We start from the raw sequence: 18,512 nt of genomic DNA, 5'->3' as shown, positions 1-18,512 counted from the left end.
TCGTAACCTCAACGCGTTTGACGTCTGCAACGACACGTCCGCACGGACAGCCAAGGTGAATTTATGAATCTACGCATTCTGAAGACGATATCGCTGTTTCCCTTGTTGTTTGCTTGTGCAGAAGCTACGGCCCAACAGCCCGCCGCAGATCCCACTGTCGTCAAGATCGAAGCGATCCGCGCCGCGAACTTGGTCGGCGCCAAAGCCGGGTCCGCGCAATGGGGACCGGTTTTGGTCAACAACGTCAACGGCGGAAACACCGATGGTCCGAACAGGGCCGAATACCTGGTCAACATTCCCAGGGATGGCCGATATGCCGTTCGCATCAGATACGCGGCCGCCGACCCCAGGCCAATCAAGGTCATCGTCGATAAGCGGATCGTAAGTGGCGAGGCTCTCACGGAGCGAACCGGTTGCTGGGAGTTCTCTTGCCAGAAATGGGCAAGCGTCGGTCAGATCGATCTCACTGAGGGACTTACCACGCTCGTGCTGGATCGCGCGGCCATGTTTCCTCATATCAGCGCGATCGAGCTTGCGTTGACGCCGTCCTCCAATTCGGGAGGCACGGCGTCCGCCCCCGTCAACCCTCCTCCGCAAAGCTCAGCAGGAACCAGCCCAGCACCGCAGCGCGCCGAGTCTTCGACGCCGCCCTCTCCCGGAGCTTCGGCGAACACTGCCACCGCCCTTCCTGAACCGCCGTCAATCAGCGACCCGCTGGACAAGCTGGCCTACGAAGCGTTCTGTCAAAATAACGAGCAGCAAATCGCGTCCGTCTCCGTGACTGTCCCGAGCACTCGCGCGCTCGATCTTTCCTACAGAGCCCTGATCGATTGCCCTGAACGAAACACTGGTCCTTTTTTTGCAGCGGGATCGTTCTGGAATAAGTCGACGCCGACCACGACGGTTGGCTTCTTTTTCAAGACCGTCGGTCCAAATTTCCAATCCACGCCGCTGGTCTGGCAGACCATTCCGGTTTACGTGTCCGGCGAGCCCACCAAGCTTTTTGGTCGCGATTATCGCCCGTTGCGGCGGGCAGGAGCGAGGACCGTTCTACTACCCTACTCGCCCGTCACGCATGCATTGAATGCATTTTCCTGGCGAACTGCCGACAGCACGTCCATTGGCGGCATCCTCGGTGCCGAACCCGAAAAAGAAATGGCATTCTCGGACGCCAACCTCCGATCCATCGTGGCAATGTTGCCGGACAAGTTTCCGCCGACCAACCCTCTCAGCGCCAAATATTCCAATCGATTCGATGCACCCAACTGCATAGGCCTGCCCTCGCTGGCCTCCTCGGTGCTCGCTCAACGCTACGCAGCCGTGAATAGCTTGTTGGATCGAAACGCCGACGTGAACGTCGAAGTCGCGGCCTTGACCGAAGCGCAAGGCGTCCCCCTCGAGTTCCTCGAGCCCGCGAAATTCAACGAGCGTCAAAATTCGCCATTGATGGTCTTGAAGAAGGGTATCGGATGTTTCGAGCTGCGTTCGAACGGAACGACCGCGTCCGCGACCTACGACATTATCCAGGCGTACCGCAACATCTCGGCGAGCATCCCCTTCTTCGACTATTTCCTGTTGCTCTATCAGGATCGGCCCGGGGCGAAAGAAGCTTTCCAGAAGATCATCGATCGCGTCGCGAAGGTATCGCCTGGCGTATTGCCCTTCATGATCTCGTCCCCGCAGTTCGGCATCAACCTTCGACAACAGGAGGGACAAGAGATCGTCAAACGCCTGATCGCGAAGGGAGCCGACATCAACGCAAGGGATTCGAACGGCAACACATCCCTGAAAATCCTGATGAACAACGCGATTGCGCCCGACGTCTATCAGTTCATGGTGAGTCAGGGAGCTCAGCTCTAGAGCATTGTCGCGCCCTGCGCGAAGGTTAACGGCCGACGGCGGATAGGGCGGCTGGCCGGCCTTCCGGAACTCGCAGCAAAGCGCCTCCCGAGGTGATCCGGCGGCCGGCCCCGGTCGTTGTCAGTCCGAGAGGTCGCTTGTCGAGGCGCTATGAACGCTGCTATCCGGGCTTTGAAGATGCCAATCCGGGCCGAGGCCGGTTTACCCCGGAGGGTGACGGCGCGGCTGTCGATTGGTGTGAGCAAAGGGCCGAAAGCAACGGTGGACTGGGCTGATTTGATCGGACGCGTCGCCTCTGACGGCGACCGGGAGGCTTTCAAGCGGCTGTTTGAGCATTTCGCGCCCCGCATCAAGGGCCTGATGCTCAAAGCCGGGTGCAGCCCTGACGAGTCGGAAGAGATCGCCCAGAGCACGATGATCGCCGTGTGGCGGAAGGCGCACCAGTTCGATCCCGCCACCGCCGGCGCGCCGGCCTGGATTTTCACCATCGCGCGCAATCTGCGGATCGACTTGTTCCGCCGCAGGGCGCGGACGGACCGCCTGGAAACCGGTCCCGAGCTGCCCGATGCACCGGATCAGGCCGAGCCGGCCGATATCCTGATTTCGCGCGGGCAGGATGCGGCGCGGATCGCGTCGGCCCTCAAGCAACTCTCCGCAGAGCAATCCACGGTGGTGCGGCTGTCGTTCATCGAGGAGAGGCCGCATCCCGAAATCGCGAGCGCGCTGGGAATTCCGCTTGGCACGGTCAAGTCACGGATCAGGCTGGCGATGAACCGGCTGCGCGACATTTTGGACGAAGAAGCATGACGATCAGCCATCATCCGCCGGAAGATCTTCTGGCCGATTTCGCGGCCGGCAAACTGGAAGAAGCCCATCAGCTGGTGGTCGGGGTACATGTCGCCGGCTGCCCGCGCTGCACCCGCTTCGTGCAGGCCATCGAGCAGCTCGCAGGCGCCGCGCTGGAAGAGGTCGAACCGGTGTCGATCGCGCCGGATGCGTTCGACCGCGTGATGTCGCGCATTCAAGAGGCTCCGAGGGAGACAGCTGCGCCCTCCCTGGTGTCGGGCATGGATGATGACGTTCCGCCGGCCTTGCGAAAATACCGCATCGGCAAGCGACGGCGGGTCGCGCCCGGTCTCAGCCTGCGGCCGATCGAGCTCTCGAGTTCGGGCAAGTCGCGCGCCTTCCTGCTTCGGTCGGCGCCGGGCTCGCGCATGCTCGAGCACACCCACACCGGCACCGAGCTGACGCTCGTGCTCGAGGGCAGTTTCAGCCATGAGGGCGGGCGCTTCGGCCCCGGGGATTTCGACTATGGCGACGACGAGGTCGATCATCGTCCCATCGTCGGCGACGAAGGCCCTTGCCTCTGCCTCGTCGCGATGACCGGCGACCTGCGCATGAACGGTCTCCTCGGTCGCCTGATCGGGCCGTTCGTGCGACTCTGATTCCGCTTCGTCCTGCTCCCGTCGGGTGATCCGGGCCCGCGCCCGCAGCGTTTCGTAAGGAGACGCAAGGGAGACAGGACATGGCCTGTTCAAGCCTGGCCAATCAGGCGCAGAGCGAGATGCTGAACGGACTGCTGGCACGCGTTTCCGCTGGCGAGACGCGCGCCTTCGCAGAGCTTCACACGCTCACACGCGGCAGGCTGCGCAGGATTGCGCTGGCGGTTGGCGCCGCGCCGCACGACGTCGATGACATCCTGCAGGACAGCTTCTTGAAGATCTGGCGCAACGCCGCCCGGTTCGATTCCGGTCGGGCGTCGGCCATGACCTGGATGTCGGCGATCGTCCGGAACACGGCGATCGATCAACTGCGGACCAGGCGGCAGCCCAGTGTCGAACTGGACGAGGCGCTCGCCGTCCCGGCAGCGGCCGGGCCATCGCCGGTCGAGGATTTCGACTACGCCAGCGCCGAACCGATTGCCCTGGGAGCATTGGCCCGCTTGCCGGAAGATCGCCGCAGGCTGGTCGCACTCGCCTATCTCGAAGGCGAGAGCCGCGCGAGTCTGTCACGGCGCTTCAATGTGCCGGTCGGCACCATCAAGACCTGGCTGCACCGGACGATTTTGGCGGTGCGCAAGGATTGCCTCAGCGTAGCGGCCGCAGCCTGACGCCGACGAGAGCGCGTACATGAACGCAGAGATCATCGAATTTCCCGAGCGTGGGCGCGAGCAGCGGCTTGCCTCCGCGACTGCAAGGCTCGAAGCGATCGTGAGAGAAGTCGAACACATCGTGGCCGACGAGCCTGCAGCCGGCGTCGATCGATTGCTCGCAATGATGGAGCGCATGGGCGATCAACTGGTCGAACTCGCGAGCCTCCTGCTCAACGAGGACTCGAAGCTTCAGGCTCACGAGGCCTTCAAGTCCTTGTCCGACAAGATCGCGGACACTAGAGATACATTCGAGCTGCTTGGAAGACAGAAGCAGACCTGACGCGTCTGGTGCTGGACGGCGCGGTCGCGCGCGCGCTCAATGCGACAGCTTTTGAGCGACGAGAAATCCGATCCAGGCGCTGACGCCGGCGAGACACGATCCCCAGCACACGTCCGCAACGGTCAGCCCGGTCGACCAGTTTCGCAGCGTCGCCTGGTTGGTCAGATCGTAGGTCGCGTAGGTAAAGCAGCCGAGCAGCAAGCCGGACGTGAAGGCGCGTAGCGCGCCGCCATCTTGCTGCGCCGGCAGTACGGCAAACCAGATCAGGCCGAGAGGATACAACAGGTAGAATACCGCCGCGGCCGGCAGGTTGGGCTGGGTTCGCAACATGTCGCCCAGCACCGGCCGATAAAGCCTGTCGACCATGATCGTCAGCCAGACCATGTCGATCGCAACGAAGGTCACGGCCACAGCAAGATAGGTCAAGAAAAGATTCATGTCCGTGCGTCTCGTCGCTCTGCATCCGGCTCATCGGCCGCCCGTGAGTTTAACGCTCGACAGGCTATGGCGGATCACTTCAAGCGGTTCGCTTGCGATGCCGCGAAACGGTCGTCTCGAAGCACGAGGCGCGCGCTCAGGTCCGTCGCGGAGGCCAGGGGAAGAAGGCGCTGGTGCGCGCCTGATACGCGCGATAGCGCTCGCCGCGAGATCGCAGCATCTGCTCCTCGAGCGGCGGGATCCCGCTCACGTGGACCAGGATCCAATACATGATCGCCGGTGCCGCCAGGCTGGCCCACCCCCAGGCATAGAAGGGCGCGAGCGCGATGACCGGATAGGCCAGCCACCCCAGCCATTCGAAGAAATAGTTCGGATGGCGCGACCAGCGCCACAGACTGACATCGCAGACCTGTCCCTTGCTTGACGGGTCGTGTTTGAAGCGCCGCAGCTGCCGGTCCGCCAGGCCTTCGCCTGCGACAGCGATCAGGATGATGACGAGGCCGATGTAGTCCTGCAGCCGCAGTTCCGGCGCCGGCACGTGCGCCGCGAGGAACACGGCGAAGGGGAGCGGCAACGAGACCAGCGCCTGTGATTGCAGGAAGAAGAACATCCGGCGCGGGGCCTCCGCGCCCCATTCGCGCGCATAATTCGCATATCTGGGATCGTCGATCCCCGCTGCAGAACGACGCGCGATGTGCGTGCCGAGCCTGACCGACCAGAGCAGCACAAGCCCCGCGACGAGCCCCTGGCGAGCCGGCAGGGCGCTGTCAAGCGGCCACAAGGCACCGGCCGCACCGACGAGACCGCACGAATAGGACCAGATCGCGTCGACCCAGCCGGAATTGCCCGTGCGCTGCTGGACGACCCAGGCCAGTCCCATCAAGAGACAGAAGGCCAGCGCCATGCAGCCGATCGCCTGAATGTACGGAAGGATCATGCCCTCACCCTAATTGCCCCTGTCTATACGTCATGTCCGCGCTGCGGTTTCGTCGCCAACGCTCGGCTCGGGCGAAGTGATCCGGGCGCCCTTCCCGAACGTTTCCTGATGGTTGCTTCGAGGGCCGTAACGAGCGGTACCGCAGTGGGGGCGAAAAGCATGCGTTTGGCCGTGATCGGGACGGGAATTGCCGGCAATGCCGCCGCGTGGCTCCTGTCGAGACGTTACGCAGTCACCGTTTACGAGCGCGAGCTGCAGCCGGGCGGGCATAGCCACACCGTTCGCGTCGACTATGACGGCGAGCCCATCGATGTCGATGTCGGTTTCATCGTGTTCAACGAGACCAACTACCCGCACTTGACGTCGCTGTTCGCGCATCTCGGTGTGAAGACCCTCGAGACTTGCATGAGTTTCGCCCTGTCTGCAGATCACGGTCGATTCGAATGGCGCGGTGGCGGCGAGAGCGCCCTGCAGACGGTCTGCGGCCTGTTCGCGCAACCCCGCAACCTGGTATCGCCGTCCTATTTCCGCATGCTGGCCGAGGTCGCGCAGTTCAACAAGCAGAGCGTGGCGGATCTGCGCGCCGGCAAGCTGCACGACCTGACGCTCGGCGAGTATTTGAACCGGCGATCATTCGGGCCCCGCCTGTTCTCAGACTATCTCGGTCCAATGGGAGCCGCCATCTGGTCGTCCTCGTCCGACGACATCCTGTCGTTTCCGGCGGAGAACTTCGTCGCCTTCTTCGACAATCACCGCCTCCTGCACCTCGATCGGCCGCGCTGGCGCACCGTGGAGGGCGGCAGCCGGCGCTATGTCGACAAGCTGACCGCTTCGTTCAGGCACAACATTCGGCTAGGCTGCGCGGTAACATCGATCGACCGAACGGGGCATGGCGTGACCGTCCGCGACAGTCATGGCGGCGTCGAGAGTTACGATGCCGTGGTGATGGCTTGTCACAGCGACCAGGCCTTGGCGGCGTTGTCGGATGCCGACGCCCAGGAGCGTTCCATCCTGGGAGCGATCGGATATGCCCCGAACACCATCTATTTGCACCGCGATCCCGGTCTCATGCCCCGGCGCCGTCAGGCCTGGGCCTCCTGGAACTTCCTGCGCTGGCCGCGGCAAACGGCTGCCCTGAACGACGTCGCGGTCACTTATTGGATGAATCGGCTGCAGGGCATCGACGAGCGCAAGCCATTGTTCGTCAGCCTCAACCCTCCGTTCGAGCCGGCGGCCGATCTGACGTTCGGCAAATTCACCTTCGCCCATCCGCAATATGACATGGCTGCATTCGCGGCGCAGCGAAAGCTGCCCGCGATTCAAGGGCGCCGTCGAACCTGGTTCTGTGGCGCCTGGACCGGCTACGGCTTTCACGAGGATGGCCTGCAGGCCGGCATTTCCGTTGCCGAGGCGCTCGGCGTCGAACTTCCTTGGCGTCAACCGGATCCGGCCCTGGCCGAGGCTGCCGAGTAAGGCGATGGTCCGAGCCACACCAGCCGAAACCGAGAATGCGACGGCGCCCGCCGCGCTCTATTGGGGAAAGGTGATGCACGCGCGCTGGCGCCCTGTGCAGCACAGGTTCACCTACCGCGTGATGAGCCTGCTGATCGACCTCGACCGGCTGAAGGAAGCGGATCGCCAGTCATGGCTGTTCGGCATCAATCGAGCGGCACCTTTCAGCTTTCACGAGCGCGATCATGGCGACGGCAGAGGCGCAGGCCTCAGCGAACACGCCCGACAGCTCGCAGCCGACCACGGCATCGACCTGTCCGGAGGCCGCATACTCCTGCTCTGCTATCCCAGGGTCTTCGGTTACGTGTTCAATCCGCTCTCGGTCTACTTCTGCTATGGCGCGTCCGGCAATGTCGCGCTGATGATCTACGAAGTCCGCAACACCTTTGGCGAGATGCATTCCTACGTCCTGCCGGTGCAACAGGACGGCGCGAGCTCGTCCATACGCCAAAGCCAGGCGAAGGCATTCTACGTTTCACCCTTCATGGAGATGGAAACGCATTACCGCTTCAGCGTTTCTCCACCCCGGCAGGATGTGAAAGTCAGGATCCTGCAGAGCAGCGCGCAGGGCGCGATGTTTGCGGCAGCATTCTGCGGACGACGTCGTGCCCTGACGAGCCGCTCCCTGTTGGCGGCGATGTTCAGCCTGCCCTTCCTGACCTTCAAGGTGATCGCGGCCATTCACTGGGAAGCGATGCGGCTCTGGCTGAAAGGTGTTCCGTACGTGCCTCGTTTGAAACAACGCGAGATCTGAACCATGGACCTGGCAGCCACCCATCCCGCCGTTCAATTTAATGGCGTCCCGTTCTTTGCCCGCCTGGCTCTCCGCCTCGCGTCGCAACTCCGGTGCGGCACCCTCCATGTGCGCCTTCCCGACCAGAGGATGGTGACGTTGCGCGGTCAGCTTCCAGGTCCGGCGGCCTCGATCGAGCTGAAGAACTACAGGTTCGCGCGCAGCCTGGTCATCGGCGGTGATATCGGCATGGCCGAGGCCTATATCCGAGGCGATTGGACCACGCCCGATCTCGCTCAGCTTCTGTACGTGTTCTGTCTCAACGAGGATCTGGTCGACAGTGCTTTCGCCGGAAACATGCTGGTTCGCCTCTGCCGGCGAGGGCTCCATCGCCTGCGCCGCAACACCAGGGAGGGATCGCGGCACAACATCCACCAGCATTACGATCTCGGAAACGAGTTCTTCTCTGCGTGGCTCGATTCCAGCATGACCTACTCGTCGGCCCTGTTCTCGCCACAGACGACCGACCTTCCCTCCGCGCAACGGCACAAATACGAGCAGCTGGCGAAGGCGATCGATTTGCAGCCGGGTCAGAGCGTGCTCGAGATCGGATGCGGTTGGGGCGGCTTCGCCGAATTCGCCGCCAAGACTTACGGCGCCAAGGTGTTGGCCCTCACCATCAGCAAGGAACAGCACGATTTTGCACGTCACCGGATCCACAAGGCCGGGCTCGCCGAGAAGGTCGAGATCCGCTTGCAGGATTACCGCGACCAGGACGGCCGCTTCGACCGCATCGCCTCCATCGAGATGATCGAGGCGGTCGGCGAGCAATTCTGGCCGGCTTATTTCACTCAGCTGAAGCAGCGCCTCAAGCCCGGCGGACTTGCCGGCATCCAGGCCATCACGGTTCACGACGAGCTCTTCAGCAGCTACCGGCAGCGCGTCGACTTCATCCAGAGATACATCTTCCCGGGCGGCATGCTGCCCTCGGCCAGCATTCTGCACTCGCTCGGCAAACGCTTCGAGTTGCCCGTCATCCGCGAGCGCATGTTCGGGCAGGACTACGCCAGGACGATCTCGCTCTGGCGCGACAATTTCAGCCGGGCCTGGATCGACCTGACCTCGCTCGGATTCGACGAGCCCTTCCGCCGGATGTGGGAATATTATCTGTGCTACTGCGAGGCGGGCTTTCGGGCCGGGAAGATCGACGTCGGGCACTTCGTGTTTGCGCGGCAGGGGTGAGATGTGCGCGCCGCTGGGCAACGCGGCGGGTTACCATCAGAGCCCTGAATGACGCGGAAGCTGTTTGGCGATTGAAGCAGACGCGATCTCGATGGTCCTAAAACCCCGCCGCGGGCACCGTCAGCGGACGTCCGCGTATCGCCCGTCCGGCAGTGTCCTTGCCGCTCTGGGTGTCGTCGGTCCAGACCGCGAAGGCCACTTCCTCGGCTGGGCCTGAAGCCGCGACAGCCGCGAGGCTGAAGCGATTGTGGCCGGTGGACGTGTTGAACTGGACGACCTGGCCCAGCGGACCCTTGGTCGAGAAAACCCGCGCCTTCACGTTGGTGGTGGCGGGCTGGTCGACGTTGAGCTGGACCCAGCCGATCAGGAAGCGTCCGCCCGAGAGCGGCGAGAGCGTCGGCCAGGTCGCCTGGATGCGTTGCTCGCTGGTCGAGACGAGATGGAGATTGGCGGGCGAGCCGTCGGCCTTGTACACATCCGCTTCCACGACGATCAGGGTACTCGCCGTGGCGTCTTCGCCGAAATCGTTCAGATGCGCGATGACGAACTGGCCGCCGTCGATCGCGGCCATGGCTGCCGCGGTGGTGGTCGCCGGCGTGATGTGCTCGCTGCCCACCGCTCCCTTCGCGTTGAAGAGCTGATAGCGGATATGCAGGGGACCCGTGATCCGCGCCCGCCATGCGATGACGACGTCGCCATTGGTCAGGCACGCCACCATCGGGACCTTGTGCAGCCCAGGGGTGGTGTTGGCGCGAAACTCGGCGCCGATCCTGCTTCCGTCGGCGCCGAAACGTTGCGCGCGGATGCGCTGGTCGGCCCGCTTGTCCGCCCAGACGACGATGAAGTTTCCGTCCTGCAGGCGCGCCAGGGCGGGCCGGATCAAAGGCTCGACCGGCGACGTCGAGACCTGGATTTCCGGTCCCGACAGCGTATCGGCATCGAAGATGCGAAGCTTGAGCTGGGTCGGCGCCGTCGCGGCGCTGCCGGCCGCCTGCTCGTTCCAGGCCACGACGAAGCCCGATCCGTACTCCACGGCCACGGGAAGCTGCCGCCGCGGTCCCGGCGGCGTCGGCAGGTTGATCAGGATTTGGTCGCTGCTCTTGGCACCGCCCGCACCGAACATCTGGCCCTTGATCGTATTGTCGCTGTGGTCTTCCCACACCACGACGAATTGGGTGCCCTGAAGGCCGCACACGCTGGGCTGGCTTTGATCGCCGGCTGTGGTCGTGTTGATCAAGACCTCGTCCATGGCGTTTCCCTTCCTCAATCCAAACGTGATGAAAAGCGCAGGGTCGACCGAAAGTTGGGACTATAACACGAGCGCTTGCGGCGATCGCAATTGAGTTTGGGGCAATGCGACGCATCAGGATGGCGACCTGGACGCGATTCATTTCCAATTTATGAAGGGCACAGATCGAACCGACGCCGCCGGTTTCAGACTCGCTCAACGGTTCGCGCCTAGACTTCCAGGTTGTAGGAGGCCGGCATGTCAACCGATGCTATTGTCGACGAAACCCTGCGTGATCTCGCCAGCGAGCTGGCCGACGGCAGCAAGATCGCGCGCTATCGCGACTCCACGCGCAATCGCATCATGATGCATGCCGTGTGCCATGCCGGCGGGGCCGGTGTGTTCCAGGGCCTGTCATGGGACTACTTCCTGGCCGATGTCGAACTGGAAGCCCGCGCCGCGCGCAGGAAGATGCGCGACATGACGGTCGGTTCGATTTGCGACACGATCGACGTGCTGCCGCCGGCCGCCATCATCCGCCTCGATGCGGCTCTACTGGTCTACTTCACGCCTCGATCCCCCGAGAACGAAGCGCAGGTCGACTGGCTGCTGCAGGGACAGGATGCCGCCACGGTGAAGCGCATGCGGCAGCGGCGCCATGCCGTTCATGCCGCCGAGGCGGTCGCCGCCAAACAGGAAGAGGCCAGACGCGCAGCCGCCGCGCCTGACGAGATGCTCCTCTCGCAATATTGGCCCTGTCCACATGCCGCGATCAGTACCGGGCCTGAGGATTTCCTGCCCTGGATCAAGCTTCAGACTCCCGACACCTGGCACATCATTGTCGAGGGTTGGGACTACAACAGCATGCAGCGCGACGACGTGATCGAGTGGATTCTGGACCAGCCGAGCTGCGACCTGGGCACGGCAGCGCAATACTTCTTCACCGCAGCGATCGGGCTCGCCGACTCCGATCCTGAAAAGCTCAGCCCGGGCTCGCGCCGCAAATGGCATCTCATGAAGTGCGTGGCCGACAATTGGCAACGCGGACTTTACCGGCAAAATCAGTTGCAGCACTCGCTCCAACCATCCGACATGACCTACTACGATGAGCTCGCGGCCCAGCGGCAGGCCGAAGGCCGTCCGCTTCCGTTCGAGGTACCAGGCCCCGCGGCGCGAAAGTTCGGCGGGCGACTAGCGGACTCGCCCTATGTCTATGAGCATTTCCATTTGAGGCTGGGCTTCAACGTGTGGAAGCGACAGCGCCCGCCTGAATGCGGCAAGGACTTTCCGCGCTGCTGCGATACGTAGTCACTACCGAGGCGGCGACCTTCACGCGTTCGCTGGGGGATGAGCGTGGCTACGCTACGCATAACCGAAGCGTGGTGCCCAGGGGCGGAATCGAACCACCGACACTGCGATTTTCAGTCGCATGCTCTACCAACTGAGCTACCTGGGCGTGCTCCAAGAGAGGGGCCAAAGCCCATCGAGCGGGCGGTTTATAGTGGGCTAGGGGCGGCCTGTCCACCCGGCTTCGCCAAGTGGCTTCGCCGGGCGCGGCCCGGCTGTGCACAAGCTATAGCGGGCTGGGCTGGGTTCGCGCGGGACGCGTCGCCGGCCTAAGCAAACAATTGATATCGTTTAATTATTCCACGTCATCCACGTCATCGTCGCGGCCGGGGATGACATAGCTGCCCTTCAGCCATCGGTTCAGATCGACGTCGCGGCAGCGCGAGGAGCAGAACGGACGGGTGGCCTCCGCCTGCGATTTGCCGCAGATCGGACAGGTTTTGAGAGGGCCGGCGGTTTTTTTGATCTGGTCGTCCATGGCAGGCTTCTACCACCCTCATGCGGGCGATGGGATGGGGTTGCTCCGGCCGCCTCGCGCGGCTCCCCAGCGCTCAAAATTCTGCAATCCCTTCAAGGGGCGATCTACGGTGCATGGGGTTGTTTTCGCGATTTTTGTTCGGCTGCGGCTTGCCGGCTCACACCGCGGTGGTGGCGTTGAGCCAGCCGAAGCGGATCGGGAAACCCTCGCCGCCGAGCAGCGTGGTGGTCTCGTAGAGCGGCAGGCCGACCACGTTGGTGTAGGACCCCACCATCTTCACCACGAAGGAGCCGGCGATGCCCTGCACAGCATAGCCGCCGGCTTTGCCGCGCCATTCGCCGGAGCCGATATAGGCCTGGATGTCGTCTTCCGAGAGGCGCTTGAAGCGGACGCGGGTCTCGACCAGGCGCTGGCGGAAGGCCTCACGCGGCGTCACCAGCGTGATCGCGGTGTAGACGCGGTGGTTGCGACCCGACAGCAGGCGCAGGCACTGCGCGGCTTCGTCCACGAGATTGGCCTTGGGCAGGATGCGGCGGCCGACCGCGACCACCGTGTCGGCGGCGAGGATGAAGGCACCACGCAGCTCGTCGTCGAGCTGTACCGATTTCAGCGCCGCATCGGCCTTGGCCCGCGCCAGCCGATTGGCGCAGGCGCGCGGCAGCTCGCCCCGCTTCGGCGTCTCGTCGACGTCGGCCGGCCGGAGTGCGTCCGGCTCGATGCCGGCCTGGTTGAGCAGCGACAGGCGCCGCGGCGAACCGGAGGCAAGTACGAATTTGGGGCGGCCAAGCATCAGGTGATTTGGGAGATGAGGCAGGGGTGAATTGCGCGCGGAACCTATCGGAAGGGGGCTGATTTCACAACCCGGGAACCCGGACTTTGCTGATTCGAGGTTTCCGACATGGCTGTGCCTGCGGTCTGTGACGCGGGTGTTACGGGTACCGAATGCTTACCCGCTTGCCGCGCCGACCTTCGCAAACCGCTTGCGGATGCGCATCAGCAGCTGGTCGCAGACGTCGCGATAGGCCGCCAGCTTCTGGTCGCGGCTGCCCTCGATGGTGGTGGGATCCTGCGTCGGCCAGTATTCGACGTCGGCCGCGAGCGTTCGCGTCAGCTCCAGCGCCTTGTGGTGCGCCTCGGGCGAGAGCGTGATGATGAGGTCGAAATTCAGCCCCTCCCAGTCCTCCAGCTCCTCGAAGGTCTGCGGCTTGTGGGCGGAGATGTCCTGGCCGAGCTCGGCCATCACGGCGACCGCGAAGGGATCGAGCTCGCCGCGCCGGGCGCCGGCCGACTTCACGTAGAGGCCCTGCGGAAACATGTGCTGCAGCAGGCTCTCGGCCATAGGCGAGCGCACGCTGTTCATCGCACAGGCGAACAGCACCGATTGCGGATCGCGTGCGCGTGGCGGCGCCGCCATCGCGGCTACGCCCTTTTGGTAGAGGGCATGGCCTTGTCGGAAAACCGCTGCACACTTTTCCGGGCCATGCCCTAACCCTTCCAGTGCAGGACGGTTATGAGCGTGAACAGCCGGCGCGAGGTCTCGAAGTCGACCCGCACCTTGCCCTTCAGCCGCTCCTGTAGCGTGCGCGATCCCTCGTCATGGATGCCGCGGCGACCCATGTCGATGGCCTCGATCTTGTCGGGGGTCGCGGTGCGGATCGCCTGGTAATAGCTGTCGCAGATCATGAAGTAGTCTTTCACGATCCGCCGGAACGGCGTCAGCGACAACAGATGCGCGACGACGGGCGTGCCATCCTCGCGGCGGATGTCGAACATCAGCCGGTTGCCGGTGATGCCGATATGCAGCGTGAACGGGCCCTTGCCCTCGGCGCCATCGGGCGCGAACAGGTTCTGCTCGATCAGATCGTAGATCGCGATCGCGCGCTCATGCTCGATGTCGGGCCCGGAACGGCCGATCGATTCTTCGTCGAGCGTGACGCCGACGATGCGATTCTGCGAGTCGTCCTGTTCGGGCGGCGTTGTCATGACAGATTGAGGCGCAATCCAATCGAGCGCGAATGGGCATCTAACCCCTCCGCCTTGCCGAGCGTCATCGCGGCCGGACCCAGCGCACGCAGCTGATCCGGGCCACATTTCAGGATCGAGGTGCGTTTGATGAAATCGTGCACCGACAGGCCCGAGGAGAATCGCGCCGAGCGCGCCGTCGGCAGCACGTGGTTGGAGCCACCGACATAATCGCCGATCGCCTCCGGCGTATGCGGCCCGAGGAACACCGCGCCGGCGTTGCGGATCTTCGCAGCCAGCGCATCGGGATCGACGGTCATGATCTCGAGATGCTCGGCGGCGATGGCGTCCGCGAGCGGGATGGCGTCGCCTAAGTTCTTCACCATGATGATGGCGCCAAAATCGGCCCAGGACGCGCTTGCTATCGCGGCGCGCGGCAGCGTCTTCAACTGCGCCTCGACCGCTTTTTCGACATCGGCGGCAAGCCGCGCCGAGTCGGTGATCAGGATCGACTGGGCGCTGGCATCGTGCTCGGCCTGAGCGAGGAGATCGGCGGCGATCCAGTCGGCATTGCCGGTGTCGTCGGCGATCACCAGCACTTCAGACGGGCCGGCGATCATGTCGATGCCGACCTTGCCGAACACCAGCCGCTTGGCGGCGGCGACATAGGCGTTGCCGGGGCCGACGATCTTCGCGACCGGCGCGATGGTCGCGGTGCCATGCGCCAGCGCGGCCACGGCCTGCGCGCCGCCAACGCGGTAAACTTCCGTGACGCCGCCGAGATGCGCGGCCGCCAGCACCAGCGGATTGAGCTTGCCGTCGGGCGACGGCACCACCATCACCAGGCGCGAGACGCCGGCGACCCTTGCGGGCACGGCGTTCATCAGCACCGAGGACGGATAGGCCGCGGTGCCGCCGGGCACGTAAAGGCCGGCCGATTCGATCGCGGTGTAACGCCAGCCGAGCTCGACGCCGAGCGCGTCGGTGAAGCGCTCGTCCTGCGGCAGCTGGCGGCGGTGATAGGTCTCGATGCGGTCGCGCGCAAGCTTGAGCGCATCCAGCGTCGCAGACTCGCAGGCCTTCGTGGCGGCCTCGATCTCGGCGGCGGTGACGCGAAGGTTGGATGCATCCAGCGTCAAACGGTCGAACTTTGCGGTGGCCTCGAGCAGCGCCGCGTCCCCGCGCTTCGCGACATCGTCGACGATCGCGCGTGCGGCGGCCTCGACGTCGGCCGAGACCTCGCGTTTGGCGGCGAGGAAGGCCGCGAATCGCTGGTCAAAATCGGCGCTGCTGCGGTCGAGGCGAACGGGCATGTCTGGCTTAATGTCTGGCTTGGCTTCTGGCTGGTCTTTGGGGCGGATTGGCGCACCAAGTCCCCTGCTCAATGGCGCGGCGGGGGAGCGACGTCAACCCTCGCAAGGCACTGTCCTGGCGCAGGGGGCGAGGCGGTGCGGCTGGTATACCGGCAACCTCACACCTCCCCCTCGGTCTCCAGCCCCGTTCCCAGTGCATCCGCCCCGAGGTCCGTCAGCTCACATTCCAGGCATTCGACGTCGAGCCGGATGGCCCCGCCGTGGGCGAACAACAGCAGGGCGCTGCCGGCAGGCTCCTCGTTGCGCCCGTCCCTCGGGTGAAATTCGATGCCGACGAGGTCCAGGACCTTCTCGGGAGCAGCCATGTCGATGTTGCGCGACTTGCAGGCGAGCACGCGGTCGAAGCGGAGCGCTGCGACCAGCCGGCGCGGCTCGGCCTCGCCCTCCAGCGTCTGCTCCCAGTCCAGCCGGCTCATCCCGACCACGAGCCGCTTTTCGCTTTGTCGCCAGAGGATGTCGGAAGCCTGGACATGGGCGTCCTGGACATGAGTCGAGATCACGGCGAGATCGTCGGCGTCGAGTGCGATCAGTTTGAGCTGGGGCGGCATCGCCGACGCTTCTCCTTCGGAGTGGACCGGGCTCAACGCGCACAGGCCGCGAAATTTCCGTCCAAATTAGCGGGTCGGCGGGTCAGAGGCTATTGATATCCTCCATTTCCAGCACCTTCCGCGGATACCCCTCCCGGGCGACGCGGATCATGGCGCGGCCGATCTGCTCGGTCGAGGTGACGAGCCGCGGCGAGAGCCGGCGCAGCACCGACCAGAGCGGCCGGGTTGCGGTATAGACCGCCTGCACCCAGGCGGTCTTGGAACGGGCCCCATGCAGGGGCTGGATCGCGCCGGGCCGGAACATGTAGGCGGCCCTGAACGGCAGCTTGAGCAGATCGTTCTCGGTCTTGCCCTTGATCCGCGCCCACATCCGCGAACCTTGCTCGGTGGAATCGGTGCCGGCCCCGGTGACGTATGTGAACGTCATTTGCGGATTGAGTCGTGCCAGCGTCGTCGCCGCCGCAAGCGTCAGGTCATAGGTGAGGTGGCGGTAGCGCTCTTCGCTCATGCCGATCGAGGAGACGCCGAGGCAGAAGAAGCAGGCATCGAAGCCGGTTAGCTGCGCTTCGATCGTCGAATAGTCCAGGAAATCGTCGTGGATGATCTCCACGAGCTTGGCGCTGCGCACGCCGGTCGGGCTGCGGCCGACCACGAGCACACGGTCGATGCCGGGATCGACCAGGCATTCGCGCAGGACGCCCTGCCCGACCATGCCGGTCGCGCCGAAGATGATGACCTGCATCGGGCCGTCCCCAGCCTGTTCGCGGCTCATGCTGCGACCGCGATCTCGTCGAAGGAGACACCGGTCAATGTCGCCGAAGCATCCCACAGCATGGCGGCAACGGCAAAGTCCTGTGCGTGCGGCATGATCCGCGCCGGCCCCGGCGCCCCCGTCAATTCGTAGAATCCGTTCGGGCCATAATAACCGCCGGGCTCGGCGGCCGGTGAGGTCGCGGCAAACAGCGTTGGCAGCGCGCCCTCGGCGGCGGACTGGCTGATCAAGGGCTGCAGCCACCGGCTCACGCGCGACTGGAGGGAGCTGGTGCCCGGCCCGTTCGCGATCAGATCGGTGCGCGCAAAGCCGGGATGCGCCGCAATGCTCATCACACCGCAGCCGGCCGCGTCGCTCCGGCGCTGCAGTTCGAGCGAGAACATCAGCATCGCCAGCTTGGACTGGCAGTAGGCGCGCCACGGGCGATAGGAATGCTTGCCCTGCAGATCGTCGAAATTGATCGCGCCGGAGCGGTGCGCAAGGCTCGAGAGATTGACGACACGCGCCGCCCGCGCGCGGCGAAGCTGCGGCAACAGATGCGCCGTCAGGGCGTAGTGGCCGAGATAGTTGGTGCCGAACTGCATCTCGAAGCCATCCTCGGTCTGCTGCCGCTTCGGCAGCGCCATCACGCCGGCATTGTTGACGAGGAGATCGAGTTGCTCGTTGCCGGCGGCAAAGCGGCTGGCGAAATCGGCGACGGAGGCGAGGCTGGCGAGATCGAGATGCTCGTAGGCGATCAGCGCATTGGGAAACCGCTCGCAGATGCCCTCGATCGCCCGCAGGCCCTTTGCGTCGCTGCGTCCGGTGAGTATGACAATGGCACCGGCGCCCGCCAGCGCCATCGCCGTCTCGTAACCGAGGCCGCCCGTGGCTCCCGTGACGACGGCCGTCTTGCCGCCGAGAGAGGGGATCTCTGCCGTGGTCCAGTCGGTCATGCCCTATCTCCGTTCCGGGCTGGAATGAGGCCCGCGGACTGTCTAAATGTGCACTGAGTGCAACTTTTCAAGAGGTGAACCAATTTGAAGGCTTCGAAGGTTGCCCGGAAATTGCCCGCGGGCGGAAAATCCCCTGACGGCACCGGCCTGCGCCAGCGCAAGCGGCAGGAGACCCGCGCGCGGCTGACCCGGGCGGCGATGACGCTGTTCCTGGAGCGCGGCTTCGAGGCCACGACCATCGACGACATCGCGGCGGCGGCAGAGGTGTCGCGCCGCAGCTTCTTCCATTATTTCGCGTCCAAGGAGGACGTGGTCGCCGCCTGGCAGGAGAACGCCGCCTGCGCGTTGACCGCCGAGATCGTCGCACGGCCTGCGGACGAGCCCATGCTGACGGCCGCGGAGAACGCGATCGCGGCGGCGATCAAGCGGATCGATCCGGCGGAGACCGCGGCGATGTCGCGGCTCAAGCGCGACAATCCCGCGCTGCAGGCCCGCGACCAGCTCAAATATGAGAAGCTCGAACGCGCGCTGGCCGACGGCCTCGCCCGGCGCGGGCGAACCAAATCGGATCAAATGAAGGCGCGGCTCGTCGCCATGATCGCCACCGGCGCGATGCGCGTCGGCGGCGAGAGCTGGATCGGCGACGGCGCGCGTGAGAAGCCGGAGGCATTCGTCAAGCGCACCTTCGATGCGATCAGGGCGATCCTGAAGTGAG

Annotated in this window: 21 protein-coding genes and 1 tRNA gene; 10 read left to right on the top strand and 12 right to left on the bottom strand. The window is 64.4% G+C overall.

Annotated elements, in window-relative coordinates; genetic code table 11:
- Positions 1-63: 63 nt before the first annotated feature.
- From SE92_RS26845 to SE92_RS26825, 5 genes are all read left to right on the top strand, one after another.
- The gene (locus tag SE92_RS26845; RefSeq protein WP_063200198.1) at positions 64-1,860 is read left to right on the top strand and encodes a carbohydrate-binding protein; all 1,797 of its coding nucleotides are present in this window, start codon (positions 64-66) and stop codon (positions 1,858-1,860) included.
- A 261-nt stretch (positions 1,861-2,121) separates the two neighbouring features.
- The gene (locus tag SE92_RS26840; RefSeq protein ID WP_063203781.1) at positions 2,122-2,667 is read left to right on the top strand and encodes a sigma-70 family RNA polymerase sigma factor; all 546 of its coding nucleotides are present in this window, start codon (positions 2,122-2,124) and stop codon (positions 2,665-2,667) included.
- Positions 2,664-3,305, top strand: a complete 642-nt coding sequence (locus SE92_RS26835; protein WP_063200195.1) for a ChrR family anti-sigma-E factor — start codon at positions 2,664-2,666, stop codon at positions 3,303-3,305. The genes SE92_RS26840 and SE92_RS26835 overlap by 4 nt, the downstream gene beginning before the upstream one ends.
- Before the next feature lie 80 nt (positions 3,306-3,385).
- Positions 3,386-3,970: an RNA polymerase sigma factor gene (locus SE92_RS26830; protein ID WP_063200192.1), complete on the top strand. Its 585-nt coding sequence runs from the start codon at positions 3,386-3,388 to the stop codon at positions 3,968-3,970.
- A 19-nt stretch (positions 3,971-3,989) separates the two neighbouring features.
- The gene (locus SE92_RS26825; protein ID WP_063200189.1) at positions 3,990-4,292 is read left to right on the top strand and encodes a hypothetical protein; all 303 of its coding nucleotides are present in this window, start codon (positions 3,990-3,992) and stop codon (positions 4,290-4,292) included.
- 36 nt (positions 4,293-4,328) lie between these two features.
- Here SE92_RS26825 and SE92_RS26820 read toward each other — a convergent pair whose 3' ends face one another.
- On the bottom strand, positions 4,329-4,730 hold the full coding sequence (locus tag SE92_RS26820; protein WP_063200186.1) for a DUF2177 family protein: 402 nt from the start codon (positions 4,728-4,730) through the stop codon (positions 4,329-4,331).
- A 136-nt stretch (positions 4,731-4,866) separates the two neighbouring features.
- Positions 4,867-5,667: a DUF1295 domain-containing protein gene (locus tag SE92_RS26815; protein ID WP_063200183.1), complete on the bottom strand. Its 801-nt coding sequence runs from the start codon at positions 5,665-5,667 to the stop codon at positions 4,867-4,869.
- Positions 5,668-5,826: 159 nt separating this feature from the next.
- Here SE92_RS26815 and SE92_RS26810 point away from each other — a divergent pair, with 159 nt between their 5' ends.
- Genes SE92_RS26810 through SE92_RS26800 form a run of 3 tightly spaced genes read left to right on the top strand, consistent with a single transcriptional unit; the run spans position 5,827 to position 9,154 of the window.
- Complete coding sequence (locus SE92_RS26810; RefSeq protein ID WP_063200181.1) at positions 5,827-7,140, top strand: NAD(P)/FAD-dependent oxidoreductase; 1,314 nt, start codon at positions 5,827-5,829, stop codon at positions 7,138-7,140.
- 4 nt (positions 7,141-7,144) lie between these two features.
- Entirely contained in the window at positions 7,145-7,933 is a 789-nt protein-coding gene (locus SE92_RS26805; protein ID WP_063200178.1) for a DUF1365 domain-containing protein, read from the top strand.
- Between the two features lie 3 nt (positions 7,934-7,936).
- Positions 7,937-9,154 carry an SAM-dependent methyltransferase gene (locus tag SE92_RS26800; protein ID WP_063200175.1) on the top strand — a complete coding sequence of 406 codons (1,218 nt, stop codon included), beginning with the start codon at positions 7,937-7,939 and terminating at the stop codon, positions 9,152-9,154.
- A gap of 97 nt (positions 9,155-9,251) precedes the next feature.
- On the opposite strand, the gene SE92_RS26795 is transcribed toward SE92_RS26800, so the two are convergent.
- The gene (locus tag SE92_RS26795; RefSeq protein ID WP_063200172.1) at positions 9,252-10,403 is read right to left on the bottom strand and encodes a hypothetical protein; all 1,152 of its coding nucleotides are present in this window, start codon (positions 10,401-10,403) and stop codon (positions 9,252-9,254) included.
- 237 nt (positions 10,404-10,640) lie between these two features.
- On the opposite strand from SE92_RS26795, the gene SE92_RS26790 reads away from it, so the two are divergent.
- Positions 10,641-11,690 (top strand): DUF4274 domain-containing protein, encoded by a 1,050-nt coding sequence (locus SE92_RS26790; RefSeq protein WP_063200169.1) that lies wholly within the window; start codon positions 10,641-10,643, stop codon positions 11,688-11,690.
- A 72-nt stretch (positions 11,691-11,762) separates the two neighbouring features.
- Here the strand turns inward: SE92_RS26790 and SE92_RS26785 are convergent.
- The 9 genes from SE92_RS26785 to SE92_RS26745 form a co-directional block, all read right to left on the bottom strand.
- A tRNA-Phe gene (locus SE92_RS26785) sits at positions 11,763-11,838 on the bottom strand.
- A gap of 186 nt (positions 11,839-12,024) precedes the next feature.
- Positions 12,025-12,207 (bottom strand): DNA gyrase inhibitor YacG, encoded by a 183-nt coding sequence (gene yacG / locus SE92_RS26780; RefSeq protein ID WP_063200166.1) that lies wholly within the window; start codon positions 12,205-12,207, stop codon positions 12,025-12,027.
- Between the two features lie 157 nt (positions 12,208-12,364).
- Positions 12,365-12,997 carry a Maf-like protein gene (locus SE92_RS26775; protein ID WP_063200163.1) on the bottom strand — a complete coding sequence of 211 codons (633 nt, stop codon included), beginning with the start codon at positions 12,995-12,997 and terminating at the stop codon, positions 12,365-12,367.
- A 156-nt stretch (positions 12,998-13,153) separates the two neighbouring features.
- The gene (locus SE92_RS26770) at positions 13,154-13,621 is read right to left on the bottom strand and encodes an arsenate-mycothiol transferase ArsC (RefSeq protein WP_063200160.1); all 468 of its coding nucleotides are present in this window, start codon (positions 13,619-13,621) and stop codon (positions 13,154-13,156) included.
- A 71-nt stretch (positions 13,622-13,692) separates the two neighbouring features.
- On the bottom strand, positions 13,693-14,190 hold the full coding sequence (locus SE92_RS26765) for a UPF0262 family protein (protein WP_063200157.1): 498 nt from the start codon (positions 14,188-14,190) through the stop codon (positions 13,693-13,695).
- Entirely contained in the window at positions 14,187-15,482 is a 1,296-nt protein-coding gene (gene hisD, locus SE92_RS26760) for a histidinol dehydrogenase (protein WP_063200154.1), read from the bottom strand. Before hisD ends, SE92_RS26765 begins: the two co-directional genes overlap by 4 nt.
- 158 nt (positions 15,483-15,640) lie before the next feature.
- Positions 15,641-16,090: a DUF2948 family protein gene (locus SE92_RS26755; RefSeq protein WP_063203780.1), complete on the bottom strand. Its 450-nt coding sequence runs from the start codon at positions 16,088-16,090 to the stop codon at positions 15,641-15,643.
- Positions 16,091-16,172: 82 nt separating this feature from the next.
- Positions 16,173-16,832 (bottom strand): NAD-dependent epimerase/dehydratase family protein, encoded by a 660-nt coding sequence (locus SE92_RS26750; RefSeq protein WP_063203779.1) that lies wholly within the window; start codon positions 16,830-16,832, stop codon positions 16,173-16,175.
- Positions 16,833-16,858: 26 nt separating this feature from the next.
- The gene (locus SE92_RS26745) at positions 16,859-17,797 is read right to left on the bottom strand and encodes an SDR family oxidoreductase (protein ID WP_063200151.1); all 939 of its coding nucleotides are present in this window, start codon (positions 17,795-17,797) and stop codon (positions 16,859-16,861) included.
- Positions 17,798-17,881: 84 nt separating this feature from the next.
- Here SE92_RS26745 and SE92_RS26740 point away from each other — a divergent pair, with 84 nt between their 5' ends.
- The gene (locus SE92_RS26740) at positions 17,882-18,511 is read left to right on the top strand and encodes a TetR/AcrR family transcriptional regulator (protein ID WP_063200147.1); all 630 of its coding nucleotides are present in this window, start codon (positions 17,882-17,884) and stop codon (positions 18,509-18,511) included.
- The last annotated feature ends 1 nt before the right edge of the window (position 18,512 follow it).

The sequence above is a fragment of the Bradyrhizobium sp. AT1 genome (assembly GCF_001590795.1).
Lineage (GTDB): Bacteria > Pseudomonadota > Alphaproteobacteria > Rhizobiales > Xanthobacteraceae > Bradyrhizobium.
Note: the sequence above shows the minus strand (reverse complement) of the source record. Positions and strands in the feature narration are given on the sequence as shown.